Source organism: Gracilibacillus salitolerans (assembly GCF_009650095.1).
In the GTDB taxonomy this organism is placed as follows: domain Bacteria; phylum Bacillota; class Bacilli; order Bacillales; family Amphibacillaceae; genus Gracilibacillus; species Gracilibacillus salitolerans.
This window is the reverse complement of the sequence record NZ_CP045915.1, coordinates 4,525,096-4,544,334: the sequence shown is the minus strand read 5'-3', so window position 1 is coordinate 4,544,334 and position 19,239 is coordinate 4,525,096. Positions and strand designations below refer to the sequence as shown.

The 19,239-nt window shown below is 36.5% G+C and carries 19 protein-coding genes; 14 read left to right on the top strand and 5 right to left on the bottom strand.

The features are described 5' to 3' along the window. Nucleotides 1–110 precede the first annotated feature (110 nt). Together GI584_RS21385 and GI584_RS21380 are read left to right on the top strand one after the other, a co-directional pair. On the top strand, nt 111–776 hold the full coding sequence (locus tag GI584_RS21385; RefSeq protein WP_153792564.1) for a hypothetical protein: 666 nt from the start codon (nt 111–113) through the stop codon (nt 774–776). After that, on the top strand, nt 757–1,275 hold the full coding sequence (locus GI584_RS21380; protein WP_100358870.1) for a redoxin domain-containing protein: 519 nt from the start codon (nt 757–759) through the stop codon (nt 1,273–1,275). Before GI584_RS21385 ends, GI584_RS21380 begins: the two co-directional genes overlap by 20 nt. A 23-nt stretch (nt 1,276–1,298) precedes the next feature. Here GI584_RS21380 and GI584_RS21375 read toward each other — a convergent pair whose 3' ends face one another. Then, a complete protein-coding gene (locus GI584_RS21375) occupies nt 1,299–2,066 on the bottom strand; it encodes a YibE/F family protein (RefSeq protein ID WP_153792563.1) in 768 nt (255 codons plus the stop codon). Beyond that, nucleotides 2,063–3,178: a YibE/F family protein gene (locus GI584_RS21370; RefSeq protein WP_153792562.1), complete on the bottom strand. Its 1,116-nt coding sequence runs from the start codon at nt 3,176–3,178 to the stop codon at nt 2,063–2,065. Before GI584_RS21370 ends, GI584_RS21375 begins: the two co-directional genes overlap by 4 nt. A gap of 238 nt (nt 3,179–3,416) precedes the next feature. Between GI584_RS21370 and GI584_RS21365 the strand changes: the two genes are divergently transcribed. The 5 genes from GI584_RS21365 to GI584_RS21345 all read left to right on the top strand — a co-directional run bounded on the left by GI584_RS21365 (nt 3,417) and on the right by GI584_RS21345 (nt 10,952). After that, entirely contained in the window at nt 3,417–4,502 is a 1,086-nt protein-coding gene (locus tag GI584_RS21365) for a GerAB/ArcD/ProY family transporter (protein ID WP_153792561.1), read from the top strand. Nucleotides 4,503–4,508: 6 nt separating this feature from the next. Beyond that, the gene (locus tag GI584_RS21360; RefSeq protein WP_153792560.1) at nt 4,509–6,044 is read left to right on the top strand and encodes a spore germination protein; all 1,536 of its coding nucleotides are present in this window, start codon (nt 4,509–4,511) and stop codon (nt 6,042–6,044) included. Next, nucleotides 6,041–7,192, top strand: a complete 1,152-nt coding sequence (locus GI584_RS21355; protein WP_153792559.1) for a Ger(x)C family spore germination protein — start codon at nt 6,041–6,043, stop codon at nt 7,190–7,192. Before GI584_RS21360 ends, GI584_RS21355 begins: the two co-directional genes overlap by 4 nt. Nucleotides 7,193–7,671: 479 nt before the next feature. After that, nucleotides 7,672–9,837 carry a DNA topoisomerase III gene (locus GI584_RS21350; protein WP_153792558.1) on the top strand — a complete coding sequence of 722 codons (2,166 nt, stop codon included), beginning with the start codon at nt 7,672–7,674 and terminating at the stop codon, nt 9,835–9,837. Nucleotides 9,838–10,382: 545 nt separating this feature from the next. Continuing rightward, entirely contained in the window at nt 10,383–10,952 is a 570-nt protein-coding gene (locus GI584_RS21345) for a hypothetical protein (RefSeq protein ID WP_153792557.1), read from the top strand. Between the two features lie 334 nt (nt 10,953–11,286). On the opposite strand, the gene GI584_RS21340 is transcribed toward GI584_RS21345, so the two are convergent. Beyond that, nucleotides 11,287–11,703 (bottom strand): Lrp/AsnC family transcriptional regulator, encoded by a 417-nt coding sequence (locus tag GI584_RS21340; protein WP_325063434.1) that lies wholly within the window; start codon nt 11,701–11,703, stop codon nt 11,287–11,289. 164 nt (nt 11,704–11,867) lie between these two features. Here GI584_RS21340 and GI584_RS21335 point away from each other — a divergent pair, with 164 nt between their 5' ends. From GI584_RS21335 to GI584_RS21305, 7 genes are all read left to right on the top strand, one after another. Next, the gene (locus GI584_RS21335; protein WP_153792555.1) at nt 11,868–12,914 is read left to right on the top strand and encodes an oxidoreductase; all 1,047 of its coding nucleotides are present in this window, start codon (nt 11,868–11,870) and stop codon (nt 12,912–12,914) included. A gap of 142 nt (nt 12,915–13,056) precedes the next feature. Next, nucleotides 13,057–13,650: a DUF3889 domain-containing protein gene (locus tag GI584_RS21330; RefSeq protein WP_100358879.1), complete on the top strand. Its 594-nt coding sequence runs from the start codon at nt 13,057–13,059 to the stop codon at nt 13,648–13,650. A gap of 223 nt (nt 13,651–13,873) precedes the next feature. Then, a complete protein-coding gene (locus tag GI584_RS21325; RefSeq protein WP_228552304.1) occupies nt 13,874–14,182 on the top strand; it encodes a lmo0954 family membrane protein in 309 nt (102 codons plus the stop codon). A gap of 22 nt (nt 14,183–14,204) precedes the next feature. Continuing rightward, nucleotides 14,205–14,834: a PspA/IM30 family protein gene (locus GI584_RS21320; protein WP_153792553.1), complete on the top strand. Its 630-nt coding sequence runs from the start codon at nt 14,205–14,207 to the stop codon at nt 14,832–14,834. A gap of 337 nt (nt 14,835–15,171) precedes the next feature. Beyond that, complete coding sequence (liaF, locus tag GI584_RS21315) at nt 15,172–15,891, top strand: cell wall-active antibiotics response protein LiaF (RefSeq protein ID WP_100358882.1); 720 nt, start codon at nt 15,172–15,174, stop codon at nt 15,889–15,891. Next, on the top strand, nt 15,888–16,922 hold the full coding sequence (locus tag GI584_RS21310) for a sensor histidine kinase (RefSeq protein WP_100358883.1): 1,035 nt from the start codon (nt 15,888–15,890) through the stop codon (nt 16,920–16,922). Before liaF ends, GI584_RS21310 begins: the two co-directional genes overlap by 4 nt. After that, entirely contained in the window at nt 16,922–17,563 is a 642-nt protein-coding gene (locus GI584_RS21305) for a response regulator (protein ID WP_153792552.1), read from the top strand. Before GI584_RS21310 ends, GI584_RS21305 begins: the two co-directional genes overlap by 1 nt. Nucleotides 17,564–17,612: 49 nt before the next feature. On the opposite strand, the gene GI584_RS21300 is transcribed toward GI584_RS21305, so the two are convergent. Further along, nucleotides 17,613–18,218, bottom strand: a complete 606-nt coding sequence (locus GI584_RS21300) for a YpmS family protein (RefSeq protein WP_228552303.1) — start codon at nt 18,216–18,218, stop codon at nt 17,613–17,615. Nucleotides 18,219–18,230: 12 nt separating this feature from the next. After that, nucleotides 18,231–19,121 (bottom strand): GDSL-type esterase/lipase family protein, encoded by an 891-nt coding sequence (locus GI584_RS21295; RefSeq protein ID WP_153792550.1) that lies wholly within the window; start codon nt 19,119–19,121, stop codon nt 18,231–18,233. Nucleotides 19,122–19,239: the final 118 nt, after the last annotated feature.

Below are 19,239 nucleotides of genomic sequence, written 5' to 3'. Positions count from 1 at the left end.
ATTATAAAAAAATGCGAGCATATAGTAGGAGTAACTAGTTGTAACCTTGGGACAATTCTCTGTCCATATTCCCACCTATTTATATATAATAGAGAAGGGAGGTGGGCGATATGCCTCAGGCATGGTTACTTGGCCCCTTTGTCATTAAGGTTGATTTAGTTTTCATGCTTGTTAGTTTTGTGCTGGGCTTTCTTTTTTTCTACGGGGTTAGTCCGTATGAAAAGGGTAAAAGAAGGGGACTATTAGATAGGGTATCCAATATCTTGATTACCTTAGTGGTGTCTATTTGGATTGGAAAAGTGGTGCTTCAATGGAGTACTTTTCTATCAGATCCTATTGCTATTTTAGCTTATCCGGCTAATACGAATGCATTTTACATAGCGATTATTATTACCATTCTGTTCAGTAAGTGGAGATGGATCAGTACCATTAATCAATACTATGATCATCTGTATGTATTTAATACCGTATTTCTCGCTGCTAGTTTCATTTATTCTTTTTTGCATCATATATTTTACCAAACTAACTGGTTATATCTGATAGGTTTACTGCTGCTATTATTTTTTATCATCTATTATAGTGATAAAAAATCCCCCATCACCATCTCAAATACTACATTGATTGGGTGGGGGTTATTACAAACTGTGATACAAACAACTATTTTTCAATTCTCACCACATGTCATCTTTTACATGCTTTTAGTCATGATTGGCGTGCTCCAAGGATATATATATTATCGTAATGGAGGTATCTGTGATGAAAAAATGGATCATTAGTGCCGTTTTACTGGCAATGATGGCTTGGGCTGTTATTGAATTTGTAACAGATAATAAGGTTACAGAAGCAGATAATATTGGTTTGGAAATAGGGAACACGGCTCCGGATTTTAAACTGGAAACATGGGACGGAGAAACAGTGAAATTATCCGATTATCGCGGTGAACCAGTGATGCTTAACTTCTGGGCAACATGGTGTCCACCTTGCCGATCAGAAATGCCGGATATAGAGCGTTTTTATCAGGACACAGGAATGAATATTTTAGCGATTAATTTAACGAAAACAGAATCTGATTTGGAGGATGTTGGTCAGTTTGTCGAAGAGTATGGTTTATCATTTGCCATACCATTGGATCAGGATAATGTCGTGGGTGATCGCTACCAAATTCGACCTATCCCTACTACCTATATGATTGATTCCGATGGCGTCATTCAATTTTATGTATTTGGTCCACTTAACTATGACCAGTTGATGCTAGAATATAATAAATTGAAATAGGCCGAAGGAAGCTAACTTCAGGCCTATTTCTTTTTGGTTCCCATTGTTACAAGATAATAGGAAGTCATCCAGGAAGCAATCGGAATAACGAGTGCAACCCCCATGCCGGCAGTGAGGATGGTAATCATTTCGTCATTAAATACCTTGGCGTTAATAATTTCTCCAAATGAATAAGACAAGTCTTTAAACCAGATCAAAAGCCCCATATAGCCACCGAAAAAAGCAAAGAACAGTGTGTTTGTACTTGTACCTAATATATCTCTTCCAATACGTATGCCTGCCATAAATAAATCTTTTCTGGTAATCGTCGGATTATGGTGATGAATTTCCCGCATTGGTGAGGTAATCGAAATAGCTGTATCAACAATTGCCCCAATCGTACTCATTATAATCACAGATGTAGCAACTTTTACAAAATCAATTCCGATATGTAAAGAGAAGGTCATCAATTCTTCTGACTCTTCTGCACCAAATCCTTGAATCATCGATTGTTCCGTAATAATGATGATGAAAAAGAATAGAATTACAAGCGTTATAATAGTAGAGAAGAATGCCATGGTTGTTTTACTGTTAACATCATTAATATAAAAAAGACTGATGGCACTAATGAAAGTACAGGCCAGTAATGTTAACCAAATTGGATTGGCGTTCGGATCATTCATTACTAATATCGTGATGATCAGTACACCAAAATTCAAAAATAAGGCAATAAACGATTTTACTCCTTTTTTTCCACCGACAATAGCCATCAACACAAATAATATGATGGATAATAATACTAATACACTCATATTCTAGCCCTCTTTCTTTGAATAAAGAAAATCGACGTGTAGATTGCAATGGGAATCGTCAATACAATGCCAATGCCGCCAGCTAAAGCACGTGCTAATTCGATAGAAAGGTTCATGGATAATGTAAAACCCAGCGGCGACGCGTTTTTAAAGTATAAAAGCAGCATGGGAATCGAACCACTTACATAGGCAAAAAATAAGATATTGGTCATCGTCCCCATAATATCTTTTCCAATATCTATACCAGATGCTTTGAGCGTCTTCAATTTTATCTGATTATTTTTTTCATAAAGTTCAAAAATAGACGATGACATCGTGATTGCGACATCCATCACCGCACCTAACGATCCGATCAACAGCCCCGCCATAAAGACAGTTTGCGGATTTCGACTGAGAAACGACATTTCTTCATAGCGTAATCCTTGTTCGCCTGTCATAAATAAAGCCAGATACGCAATCAACAAGGAACTTAATGTACCTAGTAAGGTGGCGATAATTGCTGTGTATGTCTTTTCATTTCGGCCATTGACCATTAGTAACGATATCACAGTGAAAAGCACGATGCTAATACCGCAGATGATCAGTAGACTAATGTCCGAATTTTGCAGATATATGTCCAATGCGAATGACAAAATCGCCGCATTAACAGCTAAGCTGATAACCGATAATAGACCTTGTCTCTTCCCTATCACAAGCAAAATTATCGAAAATAACCATGCCACTAAAATGAGATACTTATCACGTTTTACATCTTCAATGGTTCCTGTATGCGATGAATCATCGATGGTTACAAACACTTCGTCACCAGGCTGAAAGGAATGATCATAAGCATGTGAGCCGGAGTATTCATTGTTAATATGGATAGATTCGCCTTTGTATGTACCGTTTTGTACTTCTGCCGTAATTTGCTGGTTAACTATAATATCTTGATTTTGATGTTGATCTACCGTTTCAGTTCTGTCTGTTTCAATAGCCTCAGTTACTTTGGCAATCGGTCGCTCGTAGAATGCATGATTATGATTGACAAAGATAATCGAGCCGATAAAACTTGCTACAATCAAAAAATATATAAAAAGTTGTTTTTTCGTTTGTTTTTGTATCCATGTTTTCAATTCCTATCACTCCAACAAATGATAATATACGATTAACTTATGATAACATGATTTGGCTAAAAGATAATGCTTAGAAGAAAAGGAAATGTTCAGTTTGATTTTCGGGCCTGCCTTGTGTATCCAAACCCACCATTGTGTTTTTCGAAACTATGTAGATGTACTAAATTATGATTGCATAAATGTATAATCAATAGACAATAATGGATACTAACTGTATGTGCAATGGAGGTGGGGATATATGGAAAAAATAAGGATTTCGTCAATCCAAGCTTTAATGCTAGCGATTTCTAGTATTACTGTTACAGGTCATTTATTATTTATTCCCGTCATTATTAATCATGCTGGTAGAGACAGTTGGCTATCTGTAATCCTTGCTATTTTTCCCGCTATGCTAATTGGTTTTGTGATAGCATTACTGGCTCAACGATACCCTGAACATACATTAATAGAATACTCTCAGATTATTCTTGGTAAATGGATTGGAAAAATAATAGCAATCATATTTCTTTTTTATTTTTTCCATGAAGCGAGTTTATCATTAAGGGGATTTAGCGAATTTTACAATTCCGCGATTACTCCTCGTACGCCACTTATGATTTATCTTGTAGCCATGTTAATGCTTGCCGTGTATACAATTCGAAATCGCTTAGAAATTTTGGCAAGAACGAATCAAACGTTTCTTGTATTAATGATCCCAATAGGTATTATGGCATCCATTTTAACTCACAAAGACAAGGACTATCAAAATTTACTCCCCATACTGGAAGATGGATTTAGTCCAGTCATGGTGGGGTCATTTAACATCATTTCTCTTTACAGTTCTTTTATTGTTCTTGGAATGGTATTTCCGTATGTTGCTAACAAGAAAAAATTAAAGAGATTTAGTATTTTAACGATGCTGATTTTAATTATCATGTTTATTGGACCAATTACTGGTGTAGTGGCGGTTTTTGGAGAAGAGCGAGCAATGGGACTATACTTTCCCACTTTCCAAACTTTAAGAGATATAGAAATTGGGGCACTACAAAGATTAGATATTCTCGGTGTTGTACTATGGTCGTTGGGGTCCTTTTCAAAAATTTCCCTGTTTTTATATGCTATTGTGGTAGGGATGGCTCAATTATTTCATATAGATGACTATACATTACTAACTATCCCTACAGCTACTTTATTAGCTATTTTTTCTTTACTTACAAGTGACGACTTAATTGGGATATATCGATTCCTCATGCACATTTATCCATACTTTTCAACGTTTATAGCGTTAGTTATTCCCATACTCTTATTAATGATAAGTCAATTTAAGCAAATAAAACGAGGTTGAATCATTATGTTTAGAAGAAAACCAACGGTAAAAAAGAAGATAGAAGATTATCAATTTAAAGGTAATCTAGCGGAAGATATTAGAATCATTAAAGAGCTATTCGGGCATAGTTCAGACCTAATTATTCGTTATATTGGCAATGATGATTATAATCCTATCGCCGTGTTGTACATAGACAGTCTAATTGAAAGAGAATCTATTGAAGAATATGTAATTAGTGAATTAAACGATAACTATAAGCAAGATCAAAACAATCCAATAAATGTAAAGGAAATTAATTTCTCTACGATAAAAAAAGAAGATACTTCATCGATAAAAGAATCCATTACATTTATGTTACAAGGATATTCACTGGTTTTAATCGACAAACAAACGAATGGTATTGCACTTGATACTGCTGGAGGGGAAAGACGTCAAGTTTCGGAATCTGAAGTGGAAACAGTGGTTCGTGGACCAAGAGAAACTTTTAATGAAACGTTACAAACCAACATTGGCTTAATCCGTAGACGTCTTCATACACATAAATTAAAGGTTCACGAGATGAATATAGGTGAATTATCTCAAACCACAGTTGCCATGATAGGCATTGATGATGTTGTAAAACCAGAAATGTTTGAGGAAGTAAAAAAAAGGTTGGAAAAAATTGAAATAGATGGCATTCTAGATTCGCTATATTTAGAAGAAATTATCGAAGATCCAAACGGATATACGCCATTTCCAACCATTTTTAATTCAGAAAGACCAGATCGTATCTCTGCCGGGTTGTTAGAAGGTAGAATTGCTATATTATCCGACGGTACTCCTGGTGCTTTATTAGTACCAGCTACCATTGGGTTATTTTTAACATCGAATGAAGATTATTATCAAAGGTATGATTTTGCAAGTTTTCTTAAACTGTTAAGGGGATTTTCATTTCTTCTATCGATTGTATTACCCGGTTTTTATGTAGCACTTCTTACTTATCATCAAGAAATGATTCCTACCCCATTATTGATTGCGTTAACGGGACAACGAGAAGGGGTACCGTTTGCTATAGCTATTGAGGTTCTTTTAATGGAGATAACATTTGAAATATTAAGAGAAGCGGGACTCCGGTTGCCTAAAACAATCGGGGCAGCAGTATCAATCGTTGGGGGATTAGTCTTAGGACAGGCGGCGGTGGAAGCCGGACTGGTTGGACAAGCAACCGTTATTGCCGTTTCATTAACTGCCATAAGTTCTTTTACAACCCCATCTTATAACTTAGCAATATCGGCAAGGTTGTTAAGATTTGCTCTTATCATATTGTCTGCTGTTCTGGGTGCTTTTGGTTTAATTTTTGGGTTAATCTTTATCTATATCCACTTGACTACACTTCGTTCCTTTGGTGTACCATACTTAACTCCTATTGTGCCCTTTCACAAAGACAATTGGGGTGACTTATTCATAAGAACACCGTGGTGGACGATGAGAGAAAGACCAAATGAGGTTGCAGGTGAAAATAAGGATAGGATGTCAGATTCAAATGATAATAACCATTTAAATAGGAGACAAAAAAAGTGAAAATAATAAGATTAGTTTTGTTATTTATTTGTATTGTACTTTTAAGTGGTTGCTGGGATAAGAAAGAACTAAATGAAGTTGCAGTTGTAATAGGTGTAGGAATTGATAAAGTTAGTGACAAGGAAGATGTTTATGAAATAACGGCTCAGGTGATTAAACCGCTAACAGAGGATCAAGGGTCCGAATTACCAACGTGGAGTATAACAGCTCAAGGTGAAACGGTAATGAGTGCAATTAAAAATATGAATAGACTGTCCCCGCGGCGACTATACTGGTCGCACCTCCAGATTATCATTTTTGGTGAGGAATTAGCTAGAGAGGGTGTTGCCCCGATTATTACATGGTTTGAACGTGATAGAGATAGTCGTGCTGGTTCCTATTTAGTAGTAACAAGAGGTAGTGCACAGGATTTACTGAACCAAAAAATAGAACTTGGAAGTATTCCCTCTAAAGCAATGAGTGATCTTTTAGATACGGCCGAACAACGGCAAATTATTGCACGGAAAGTAAAGCTACGTGACTTTACCACGGTACTCACTACACCGGGTATTGATGCATCCGCGGATGTGATTCACCCTAAAACCATAAGAGGAGAAGTGGAATCATATGAGGTGAGAGAGGTTGCAGTATTTAAAGAAGATAAAGTAGTAGGCTATATTGATAGGCCTGAATTAGCGGGTACAGAGCTCTTAAAAGACACTTATGATTATTTCATCCTTGAAGGAGCATGCCCTGGGGATGAGGAAGAATTATTCGCTTTTCAGACAACTAGTTATGAAAGTGAAGACGAGCTTAATTTCGAGAATGAAGAAGTAACTTATAAAGTGAATATATTTTTGGAAGGAAATCTCTCTGACCAAACGTGTTCAATTGATCTCTTAGAGAGGGACAAGTTGGAACAGGTTGAGGAGAAATTAAGTGAAATAATTACCACGCATATTGAAAATGAATTTGAACTAGCTAAAGAAATGGGTTCGGATATTTATGGTATTGGACAGAAATTGAGAAGATCCTATCCTGATGCTTGGAAAAAAGTCAAAAATCAACCAGATGAGTTACTAGCAAAAGTGAAATTTGATATACAAGTAACATCAAATATACGGAGATCAGGATTAATTATCGAACCAACACAAACGAAGATTGAATGAAAGGATACTATATATGTGGATTACTGTACTATCACTTATATTTATCATGCTTCTATTAATTGATGCCAAACGTCTACGGAAAAGGAAAAATAAAAGAGAGCTAATTCTGTATTTCACTTTATTGACAACAGCCTATTTTTTATTCGTCGTGAATCAACTCCACCTTTTTCCACTTGAAAAGTTTAGCTCCATTCAGATTATTACAGACCTTGTCCAACTTTTCTTACCAACAGAGCACAAGGTTTAGTTTGGGATATGTTTAGTGGTGCCATGCTCTTTCAAATGTGGATGTCTATTTTATCACGGCGCTAACTTCCTGATAAGTTTCGCTAACTCGCAGTGGGGAACAAAATCCTACTGAGGGAAGTCTCACTTTAAATTATTCTAATTCGTCAATCTGGCAGAAGAATAGGCAAGTGTCGATTTTGAATTATTATGTTAAAGTAGAAGAAGTGAAGCAATAGGAAGGGTTGGAATCAATGAGTAAAACAGTAGTAATAGCAGAAAAGCCATCTGTTGGCCGTGACATAGCACGAGTATTGAAATGTAACAAAAAAGGAAATGGCTATCTAGAAGGTTCAAAATATATTGTGACGTGGGCACTTGGTCATTTAGTAACATTAGCTGATCCTGAAGCCTATGATAATAAATATAAAACTTGGAAGCTAGACGAATTGCCAATGCTGCCAGATCAACTGAAACTAGTCGTTATCAAAAAAACAGGCAAACAATTTCAAGCAGTTAAAAGCCAAGTGATACGTAAAGACGTTAGTGAGGTAGTGATCGCAACAGATGCAGGAAGAGAAGGCGAACTAGTTGCTCGTTGGATTTTGGCAAAAGTACGAGTGAACAAGCCTGTGAAAAGGTTGTGGATATCTTCCGTAACAGATCAAGCCATTAAACAAGGTTTTCAAAACTTAAAGCCAGGAAAGCAGTATGAAAACTTATACCAAGCAGCAGTCGCACGTTCGGAAGCGGACTGGTATGTTGGCTTAAATGCGACAAGAGCATTAACAACCAAATTTAATGCACAGTTATCAAGTGGTCGTGTTCAGACACCGACATTGGCGATGATTGCCTCAAGGGAAAAAGAAATTAAACAATTTAAACCGAAAAAATATTATCAAATCAAAGCACGTACAAAAGACGGGATTACCTTAACATGGCGAAATGCCAAAGGAGAAACACGCTCTTTTGATCAATCAAAGGCAAAAGAGCTCCAATCTCGATTGCAAAATCAAGCCCTAACCGTCACTAATATTGATAAAAAGAATAAAAAGAGCTATGCACCAACTTTATACGATTTAACCGATTTACAGCGGGATGCGAACCGGATCTTTAGTTTCTCGGGGAAACAAACATTATCGATAATGCAGAAGCTTTATGAACAGCATAAAGTATTGACGTATCCACGTACCGATTCTAAATATATTTCCACAGACATTGTACCGACTTTAAAGGAAAGAGTTGCAAGCTGTGGAGTAGGTCCTTACGCAACGGCAGCAAACAAAATTAAAAAACAACCAATTAAAGCACACAAATCATTTGTCGACAATGCCAAAGTTTCTGATCACCATGCCATTATTCCGACTGAGGAGCCGGTTTATTTATCGAAGCTATCAGATCAGGAACAAAAAATATATGATCTGGTCATTAAACGTTTCTTGGCAGTGTTACTACCGCCATTTCAATTTGAGCATATACAGTTAACTGCAGAAATAGCAGGAGAAACATTCACGGCTACCGGAAAAAATGTAATCGATCAAGGCTTTAAAGCAGTTTATAACACGGACGAAAATGATGATGACGAACAAAAAATCAGTAATATCAAAGAACAACATGTCTGGGATAAGCCTGTCTTATCAATGATCGAAGGTGAAACAAAACCACCAGAACGTTTAACGGAAGGTACATTATTACAAGCAATGGAAAACCCGGCGAAGTTTTTGGCGCAAAACGAAAAACACGCAACAAAAACTTTACAAGCAACTGGCGGATTAGGTACTGTTGCTACAAGAGCGGATATTATCGAAAAGTTATTTAACACCTTTTACATCGAGAAAAAAGGTAAGTATTTATATCTGACGTCAAAAGGTAAACAGTTACTTGAGCTCGTACCAGCTGATTTGCGTTCACCAATGTTAACAGCTGAGTGGGAGAAAAAACTGAACCAGATCGCTAACGGTCAATTGAAGAAAGCAACTTTTATCAATGAAATTAAAGACTATACAAAAGAAGTCGTACACCAAGTGAAATCAAGCGATGTGAAGTATAAACACGATAATATGACAGGTACGAAATGTCCAACGTGTGGCAAGCTTATGTTAGAAGTGAACGGAAAAAAAGGACGTATGCTTGTCTGTCAGGATCGTGAGTGTGGAGAGCGTAAACCGATTGCCAAAAAGACAAATGCGCGCTGTCCGAAATGTCATAAAAGAATGGACTTACGAGGACAGGGAGAAGGACAAACTTTTTCTTGCAAATGTGGTTATCGCGAAAAATTATCCTCCTTCCAGAAGCGAAAAGAAAAACAAGGCAAAAATAATGCAAACAAACGCGATGTAAACAAATACCTTAAAAAACAGGACGAGGGCTTTGCCAACACAGCATTGGCAGATGCACTAGAGAAATTGAAGAAAAAATAAGAGACTGAGACAGAAGTACTCGACTTACGAAAAAACACGTACATCAAACTTGATGTACGTGTTTTTGTTCATTGTACAAGTATTTCTGTTCCTTGGAAAAGTATAGTTCTTCCTTGGATAAATGAATATATCCAAGGAAGAGCATGAGATATCCAAGGAACAAAACGGAATATCCAAGAAAGGGCGGTACTCGATTCTGTTTTTTTGAATGTTCGGGTATCTGTATTTTGTCCTAATCTCTTTTTGTTTCAGCGTCTAATGAAAGTCATGAAATGCACCTTCCTCGACAAAGAATAGAGACAACGCCAGCCATTGTTAAAATAACTTTTACACTTTTCTGGACAAGTCCCCCTTGCACATCGTTAAGAAATATACTATAGTAAAAATACATTTATATTGAATTTTTTTCCACTCAGGAAATTCAAAGTAAATAAATTCCAAAATTTAAATAATACGCCTCAAGTCTTACTTCAAAATATATCCACAGCCCATTATCCAAACCGATAAGACAAACTATCATATAGAGATGGAAGGAGGGGGCGCAGATGAAAAAAGTTTATCTTGTATTCACAGATACGGGGACGCTTTTATCACGTACCATTAATCTGTGTACAAAATCAACATTAAATCATGCCTCGATTGCTTTTGATACACCTTTAACAGAAGTGTATAGCTTCGGGAGAAAACATCCATATAATCCTTGGATTGGCGGATTTGTCAAAGAGAATTTACGTACACCATTTTTTAACCATTCTCAATGTGCGATCTACCAATTAACGATTACAGATGATACATATTATCTATTAAAGCAACGGATCGAAAAGATGGAAGCTGAAACAGATCAATATCGTTATAATCTGTTAGGATTATTTGGTGTTCTTTTTAACATGGAATGGCAACGAAAGCACGCTTATTTCTGTTCGGAATTTGTCGTTACCGTCTTAAAGGAGGCAGGGATTTATATCGATGATAAACCGGCATGTTTGGTAAAACCACAAGACTTAAAAGAATGGAAAGCATTAGAGTTAATTTATCACGGTGATTTACCTGTCTATTTACAACAACATGGTGGTTATGAAGTGAAAGTACCACTATGGAAGAGAATTTACAGCTAATAGCAATTATATTTTAATTTATTTTTAAGAGTCTTTTACAAGGCTCTTTTTTTTAGATAAGATAAATAATATCGTGTCTAGATCCCTGTACGATAAAGTATTCTAATGCTACCCTCATCAGAATTATTTTTATTTTGCTTCCTTTTTACTTTTTCTTCTAGCTCAAATAATTTAGAAATTCCCAATCCCACTATAGCAGTTAAGATAACATCTATTAATCCTGTTATGAAAGAAAAGTGCCCAAAAAAGATATAGGATCATTAAGCTAATTATCGAAACGGATAGGAAGAAGGGTTATTTTTCTTTGTGAAGTCGAAACACGTTCCACAATTATCTAAGGAATTATCTTTTCTCCTTTTATTGGGGAGGAAAGAACAATAAGGGTTGTTGAATCACCGTATTCTCCTAAATTATTAATGCTACCTTCTAGGGATTGTAATGATTCAGTGACTATTCTTAATAAAAAATTATACTGACCACTTATTCTGTGTAATTCAATAACTTCTTCTGCCTTCTTACAATAGTCCGCAAACCTTTCACAACTTTTCGTGTGAAATAAAACATAGGCTGATACAGGTTTATTTACTTTTTCTGGTGTTACAACTGCTCGATAATAGTCAATCACCCCGTTCTCTTCCATCCTTTTTACCCTTTCTGTCACTGCTGGTTGGGATAATGCGACTGCTCTGCCCAGATCGGTCATTGAGATTCTTGCTTGTTGTTGAAGTACTAATAAAATTTGCTTATCCATTTCATCCAATAGAATAACCTCCTTTAAAATCAAAGTGTAATAATTAAAATAAAGTTAATTTATAAGTAAATATACCATATAAACATTAATTGTCCATGTAAATAATCTTTTATTTAATTTATAATTCTTCTCAAGAAATAATTTTATTTTAAGGAGCGATATAAATGATTGAATTACTAAATCCTGTACAGTTAAATAATTGGAACCTTCAAAGTAAGGTAGTAATGGCTCCGATGACGAGAAGTTTTGCAGATAATGAAACTGGAATAGTTGGAAAAGATGTTGTTGAATATTATCGAAGAAGAGCTGCAAACGGCGTTGGATTAATTATTACAGAAGGAATAAATCCAAGTCCACGAGGTAAAGGTACTTTTGGTATACCTGGCCTATTTACAGAAAAACAAATAAATGCATGGAAAAAGGTGACAGAAGCTGTTCATTTAGAAGGAGGAACTATCGTTGCTCAACTTTGGCATGTTGGGAGGTTAACGCATCATGAACTTACAGGAGGTTACGCTCCACAAGCTCCTTCAAAAATCAAAGCCGATGGACTCGTTCATCGTTTGCGTAAACCATATGGAACTCCGGAGCAAATGTCATTTCATGATATACAAAGTGTCATTAATCAATATGCTCTTGCTGCTAGAAATGCTAAAACTGCAGGGTTTGATGGTGTAGAGGTACATGGGGCACATGGCTATTTAATAGACCAATTTAATTCCAACGTTACAAATAAAAGAGAAGATAAGTATGGCGGAAACTTATACCAACGTCTAACTTTTATGAAGGAGATACTTCATGCAGTTGTCAATGAAGTTGGTCCGCAAAATACGATCATTCGGTTTTCTGAAATAAAGGATGATTTGCCGACATTTAATTGGGATAATCCCGAAACAACAATAAAAACCTTTGTTCAAGTTTTTAAAGAAATTGGTTTAAAAATAATACACCCATCAACCAATGATTTTAAAGACGTTATTACTAATGAAATGACCTTACACCAACTAGTTAGAAAATATTGGGATGATACTATCATAGGTGTAGGTAATTTAGATATAGATACGGCCAATAATGCTTTACAAGAGGGGACAATTGACCTCGCTGCATTTGGTCGACCAATCTTAGCAAATCCTGATTTTGTTCAGAGAATCAAAAAGAACAAGGAACTAACAAGTTATAATTCCAAAGTTCATTTAAGGGAGTTATATTAATAATTATTGAGGATACCTAAAACACTCATATGTGCTTTTCTTATTTTAAAATGAAGATTAGAAAATTCGATCTTTCTGTTGTCACAACATTTGCCTATCTTTTCATAGAATATCTTGAGTAAATGTTTAGGAGGAATAGAGGATGTACCCATATTATCAGTACGGATATCCGTATTATCAAATGTATGCAGACGATATCCGTCAAAATTTTATCAATGGGCAGGCGACTTGGACAGAAGGTGGGAATGTAACGCAATGTAATATTCCATGGTCTCATAATCAATACATGACAGTAGCTGTTAGCAGCAATTCTCCATATCAGTGTGGCCAAACCATTAAAGTGAGAAATCCGCAAAATGCTAGAGAAGTTATTGTTACGGTTGTTGATACAGTGCCTAATGCTCCGGCGACAAGGTTGAATTTGCATCGTAGAGCATTTCAAGCATTGGGTGCAAATCCATCTGTAGGAGTGCTTTCCATTCAATTTCAACCATCTCCGGAGTTGGAGCAAGTCAAATGGGGCAAATATTTATTAGAAGTAACACAGACAGCTTATCCGAATTATAATGTGACAGATTATAATTTTGTCGAAAAAACACAACCAGCACAAAATCAAGTGAGGGAAGTCTATGATTATTCCTTGCAAAATACTCAAGAACGGATAACCGTAAGAGGAACCGTAGTCTATAATCCAACTACAGAACGCGTAATTTCATTTGATATCAAAGAATTATAGGTGGTAAGCACTCGTTATATAAACTGGCGGGTGCTTTTTTAATAGGTATGTTATCTAGCTCTACGTGCGTAAACACGTAGGGTATAGAGATTGTTGCTTGCTTAAAATGAAAAAGATAGTCCTACTCAAAATAAGCCTCGAGTCTTAGTCTAAAATATATCCGCAGCCCATTACCTGAATCGGTGAGACAAGCTATCATTAAGTTATGGAAGGAGGGAACGCATTGAAAACATTTCTACTTATCAGTTTAGCGATAATCGCCTCAATCATATTACTAGCAAATTTAGGCCCGATGATTATGCTCCTGATTAGTGTGGTGGTTGCTTACTATGGAGTGAAGCAATTCATCTTAGCGAATACCGCCGGGAAAAAAGTCGGCTGGGGAATTGTCATCTTAATCGGTGTCTCCATGTCACTGTCTAACATTCCGGCACTAATCGGTGTGGTAGCTTTAGTCGTTTTGTATTACAGCTATAAAAAATATCAGGAAGAAAAAGAACGTCAAGATTACTTAGAGTGGGACAAGCTTTAAATAAAAATGAGGAGGAATATACATGTCAAACTTATTTACACGTATTAAAGATTCGGTGATGGCAGATTTACACGAGGCAATGGATCGAAAAGAGGAGAAAAACCCTATCGCACACGTTAATCAGTACATCCGTGAGTGTGAGCAAGAAGTAAAGAAAATCAAGCGATTGGTTGAGAAGCAATATGAAATAAAACAGGATATTGCAAAAGAATTAAACCACGCAAAAATGATGTCCGAAAAACGTAAACGTCAAATCCAATTAGCGGAAGAGATGGAAGAAACAGAATTACGGGATGAGGCAAAAACGGAATTAGAGCAATTCGAGGCACGCATTTCCCATTTAAATGAAATGTCCGATAAGTCAGTCAAAGATCTTGAAATGCTTGAGACAAAATATGTCCAAATGAAACAGAAATTAAAAGATCTTTATGTGAAACGATTGGAATTACGAAGCAGAGAAAACATTGCTCGAACGAAACAAGGAATGAACAAAGTACTGGAAACAGAGTTAGTTTCCAAAAGTGCTTCAAAATTTGCGGAGCTTGAAAGCTACATTGAACGCATTGAACAACGCGTTCAAACAGATTATCGCTTGCATACATTAGACGCACGCTTTCAAGAATTAGAAAAAAAAGCTACAACAACTAACTAAAAACGTGCTATCCTATAAAGAGAGGCTACGGTCAGTGGGGGTTACCCCACTGACCGTTAGCGAAACTTATCAGGAAGTTAGCGTCCGTGCTGAAGGTGCAGAACTTACTGCACCTTTTATTAACGATAAGAAATGCGTAAGCGCCCGTTTAAAAACGGTAGACCATAGACTGAAGTGGAGGAGATAAAGGAATCATAGTGACGAAGGAACTGATGATGACTTATCTGACTTATCGTACGCAGTTGAGGGAAGGGACTAGTTTTTGGGTGCTGGAGCTAGACATTTCTGTATATACTTTCTTTGTCGATAATAATTTCACAAAAGGGGGCCTGCTCATATGTCGACAAAATCAAATAATGATATATTGAAGATTTTATTGATAATCGGTTGTATATTTTTGCTCGTAGAATTTATTTTTATGGATGCTGGCCTCCTTTTTCTTATTGCATTAGGGGCAGTTGGAATGTACTTCGGGAGACGTTCTTTTCAAAGTACCACAGGTAAAACGTTATTCTGGGGTGGTGCATTCATTGTTTTTATTGCTGTTATTAATACGTTCGTGATTCGCTTCTTTATTTTTGTTATTATTCTTTATTTTATCTGGCATTGGTATCAACAGAAGCAAAAAGAGAACCAACCGTTGCCTAATCACATTGATATGACAGAAGAAACATTGTACGAAGACCGTGTCATTCAGAATAAATGGTTTGGTAAATATCATACTACCCAAAACGGCTTCTCTTGGCAGGATCTTAATATTCAATCAGCATTAGGTGACGTGGTAGTTGATTTAAATGATACGATGTTGCCAAAAGAAGAATCTGTCATGGTTATTCGTCATCTTGCTGGAAAAATTGTCATTATCGTACCATATGATGTTGAAGTAACAATTGATCATGCTGTACTATTTGGTGATGTTGAAGCGTTTGATCATGAGGAGAAAAATGCCTTTAACCGTCATATTCAACTGCAAACCAAAGGCTATCATAGCTCACCTCAAAGGGTAAAAATCTTTACTCAAATGATTGCCGGAAAGCTTGAGGTGAGAAGAGGATGAAATTATATACTAGAATGATCGCCACCGCTTCTATGTTTGCTTTATTCCTTCTCCTCATTTTGAGTGTATTTTACTATTTGGCATTTCCAATCGAAAATTGGCAATTACTATGGACGACAAAAGTTTTAGAGATTCCATTTGTCGTGATGCTACCGACTGTTACGATTCTATTTGGCTCGATTATAGGTATTATTATTGCTGTGATCTGGCAGCGTCGTATTCAGTTTTTAGAAAACAGTTTAACGAGATTACTTAAAAATCAATCTTTTTCGGAGCCTGTTTCCTACGAAGAAATGAATCATGTGCTCAGCCGTTTAAAAGAAGTACAGCAATACATTCAGGATCAAACGAAGCGGACACAGAAATTAATTGATGAAAGAGCAAGTGCGCAGGAAGAAACAATTAATCAGGTCATTTCTGAAGAGCGCAATCGTTTAGCAAGAGAGTTACATGACTCTGTCAGTCAGGAGCTTTTTGCCGCTTCTATGCTAGTTTCTGCTGTGATTGCATCTAATAAAGAGCACAAAGAAACAACAACTAAACAACTGCATCAAATCGAAGCAATGATTCAACAGTCACAATTGGAAATGCGTGCATTACTGTTGCATTTGCGGCCGGTCTTATTGAACGACAAATCATTAAATGAAGGAATGGAGCAACTACTAGAAGAGCTCCAAGCCAAAGTACCAATGGATATTTCCTGGCGTTTGGAAGAGATCAAAGTGAACAAGGGAATTGAAGATCAGCTGTTTCGAATTTTACAAGAAGCAATTTCCAATGCATTAAGACATGCTAAAGCTTCTGCGGTCGATGTGTTATTAATACAACGGGATGATTTTTTGATTCTGAGAATTGTCGATGATGGTATCGGATTTAAGGTGCAGGAAAAAAAGGACAGTTCTTATGGCCTTACTAATATGTATGAACGAGCAGCTGAAGTTGGTGCTCGTCTGAACATCGTAAGTCTATCAAATGAAGGGACAAAAATAGAAGTACGTGTTCCATTAATCAGTGAAGAAGGTGAGAAATAATGATACGAGTATTATTTGTCGATGACCATGAAATGGTGCGAATCGGTGTGAGTGCTTATTTGACAACACAGGGTGATATCGATGTTATTGCGGAGGCGGATAATGGTCAAAAAGCAGTGGAATTAGCTCTGGAACATAAACCGGACGTGATTTTAATGGACTTAGTCATGGATGGAATGGACGGTATTGAAGCAACACGCCAAATCATCACTAAATGGCCAGAAGCGAAGATTTTAATTGTGACTAGTTTTATTGACGATGATAAAGTCTATCCTGCAATAGAAGCTGGTGCGACAAGCTATCTATTAAAGACGTCGAAAGCAGATGTGATCGCTAAAGCAATTCGCGATACCCATGCAGGCGAATCTGTTCTTGAAAAAGAAGTGACAGCTAAAATGATAGCAAAATTCAGTAGTCATAACAATCAAGCATTACATGACAGCTTAACCAAACGAGAGATGGAAATCCTGTTATTGATTGCCCATGGGAAGACTAACCAGGAAATTGCCGATCAACTGTTTATTGCGCTAAAAACTACGAAAGTCCATGTCAGCAATATTTTAAGTAAGCTGGAGGTGCAAGACCGCACACAGGCGGCTGTCTATGCCTATCAAAACGCCTTAATCGAAAATGATGGATAAACTACCCCGAATAGTGATAGAAAAGGCAAGGATCGTCTACCTCGCCTAATTATAATCCTAACGTATTATTCGGCACTTTAATACGGAAAGAAATATTATCATTTAATAAATCAACTTGCTGTGCTCTTATATGAAAATTACTTCTTAATTCCATTTGAGTTAGAGCGATATAAATGTGTTCTTCCTTTGGATTGATCGTAATCCATTCAGGCGTTTCCACACGACTGCTGACATATTGTAAAATACGATCCTGTGGTAATCGTAATAATCCCAGGGACATCCCGGTTGACTGGAGAATGATGTCACCATTTTCCTGTACGATCGGTTCAAACGAAATGTTTACTGGCACTTCTGTCGAAAAAGCTTCAACAGTCCCCATCAAATGGACTTCTTCATCTAGCCGGAGTGAATATTGAATGTTATCCGGCTTTGGCAATTTCTCAATATAAGCATTGACTAGTTCGTTTAGGTTATCTTTACTTGAGCGGATCGTAAATTCCGCCCCTGATTCCTCCTCAAGAAATACTTTCTCTGGTGGTTCCGCCCCGGGTACCGGCCAGTAAATGAGAAGTACAATCCCGACAATAAGGAGTATATTAATTGCAGCTAAGGTAACAAATAATTTTTTCCAGTTCGTTATTTTTTTCTCTTCCATTATTGTCATCCTTTAATTTTGAACTTCTTGTAAATCATTCTCTAAATAAGTAATGACACGTTCCGCCATTAATCTGTATCCTCTATGATTCGGGTGGAAATTATCATTTGAAAAGACATTCTCTGTTTCATACTGATAAATGTCCTGCATTGGAATATAATGAACCTGCTCATATTGATTTGTAACTTGTAAGCTTTCATTATTCCAGCGAGTCAAAATCTGATTTAATGCCTCAATATCACCAAAATACTTCTCGAAAGGGTTAAAAAAGCCTAACAGATAAATCTCTGCTTCTGGTTGAACAGAAATAATGTGATCCATTATTTGTGATAACCGTTCTCCATATGGCCCACGTTCGTCAATAAAAGGTTCTTCTGTCAGATTCATAAAATTATCCTTCATAATTTGCATAATATCATTTGAGCCAATTGTTATGAGTACCATATCCGCTTGTTCTAAAGATTCATTAATCTCAGGGGTCTCTTGTAACCTTTTTAATAAATGATCCGTGCGATTCCCACGTTTTCCAAAGTTATCAAATGTCACATTGATATCTTGTTCGTCCAATCTTTCATCTAAAATACCAATATAACCACCATTCCCTGTTTCATCACCAATTCCTTGGGTTAAGGAATCGCCAATTGCGACAATATGTGTATCTTTTTGAAAAAAGTTGAGTGCTTCCATCACAGCGTCACGAACGTTTCGGGTAATGGATTCCTCTTCCTCATTGTCTGTATCTTCTTCTGTACCCTCTTCTGATGGTTCTTCACTAGGTTGAGAAATAGAATCAGTTGTTTCGTTATTATTATTATTATTATTCGTTTGGAATAACATTAGAAAGATAGCGATTCCAGCAGCGAGTAAAAATATTATAAGAAAAATGAACACCTTTTTGCTCATCACCAACACCTACATTAAAAAGTCTCTTACTTGATTATACCCGTAATTTAAATTTGTTAACAGGTAGATTTTTTTTGCGTAACAGCTAGAACCTACTTCGAGAATATGTACTAGTTAA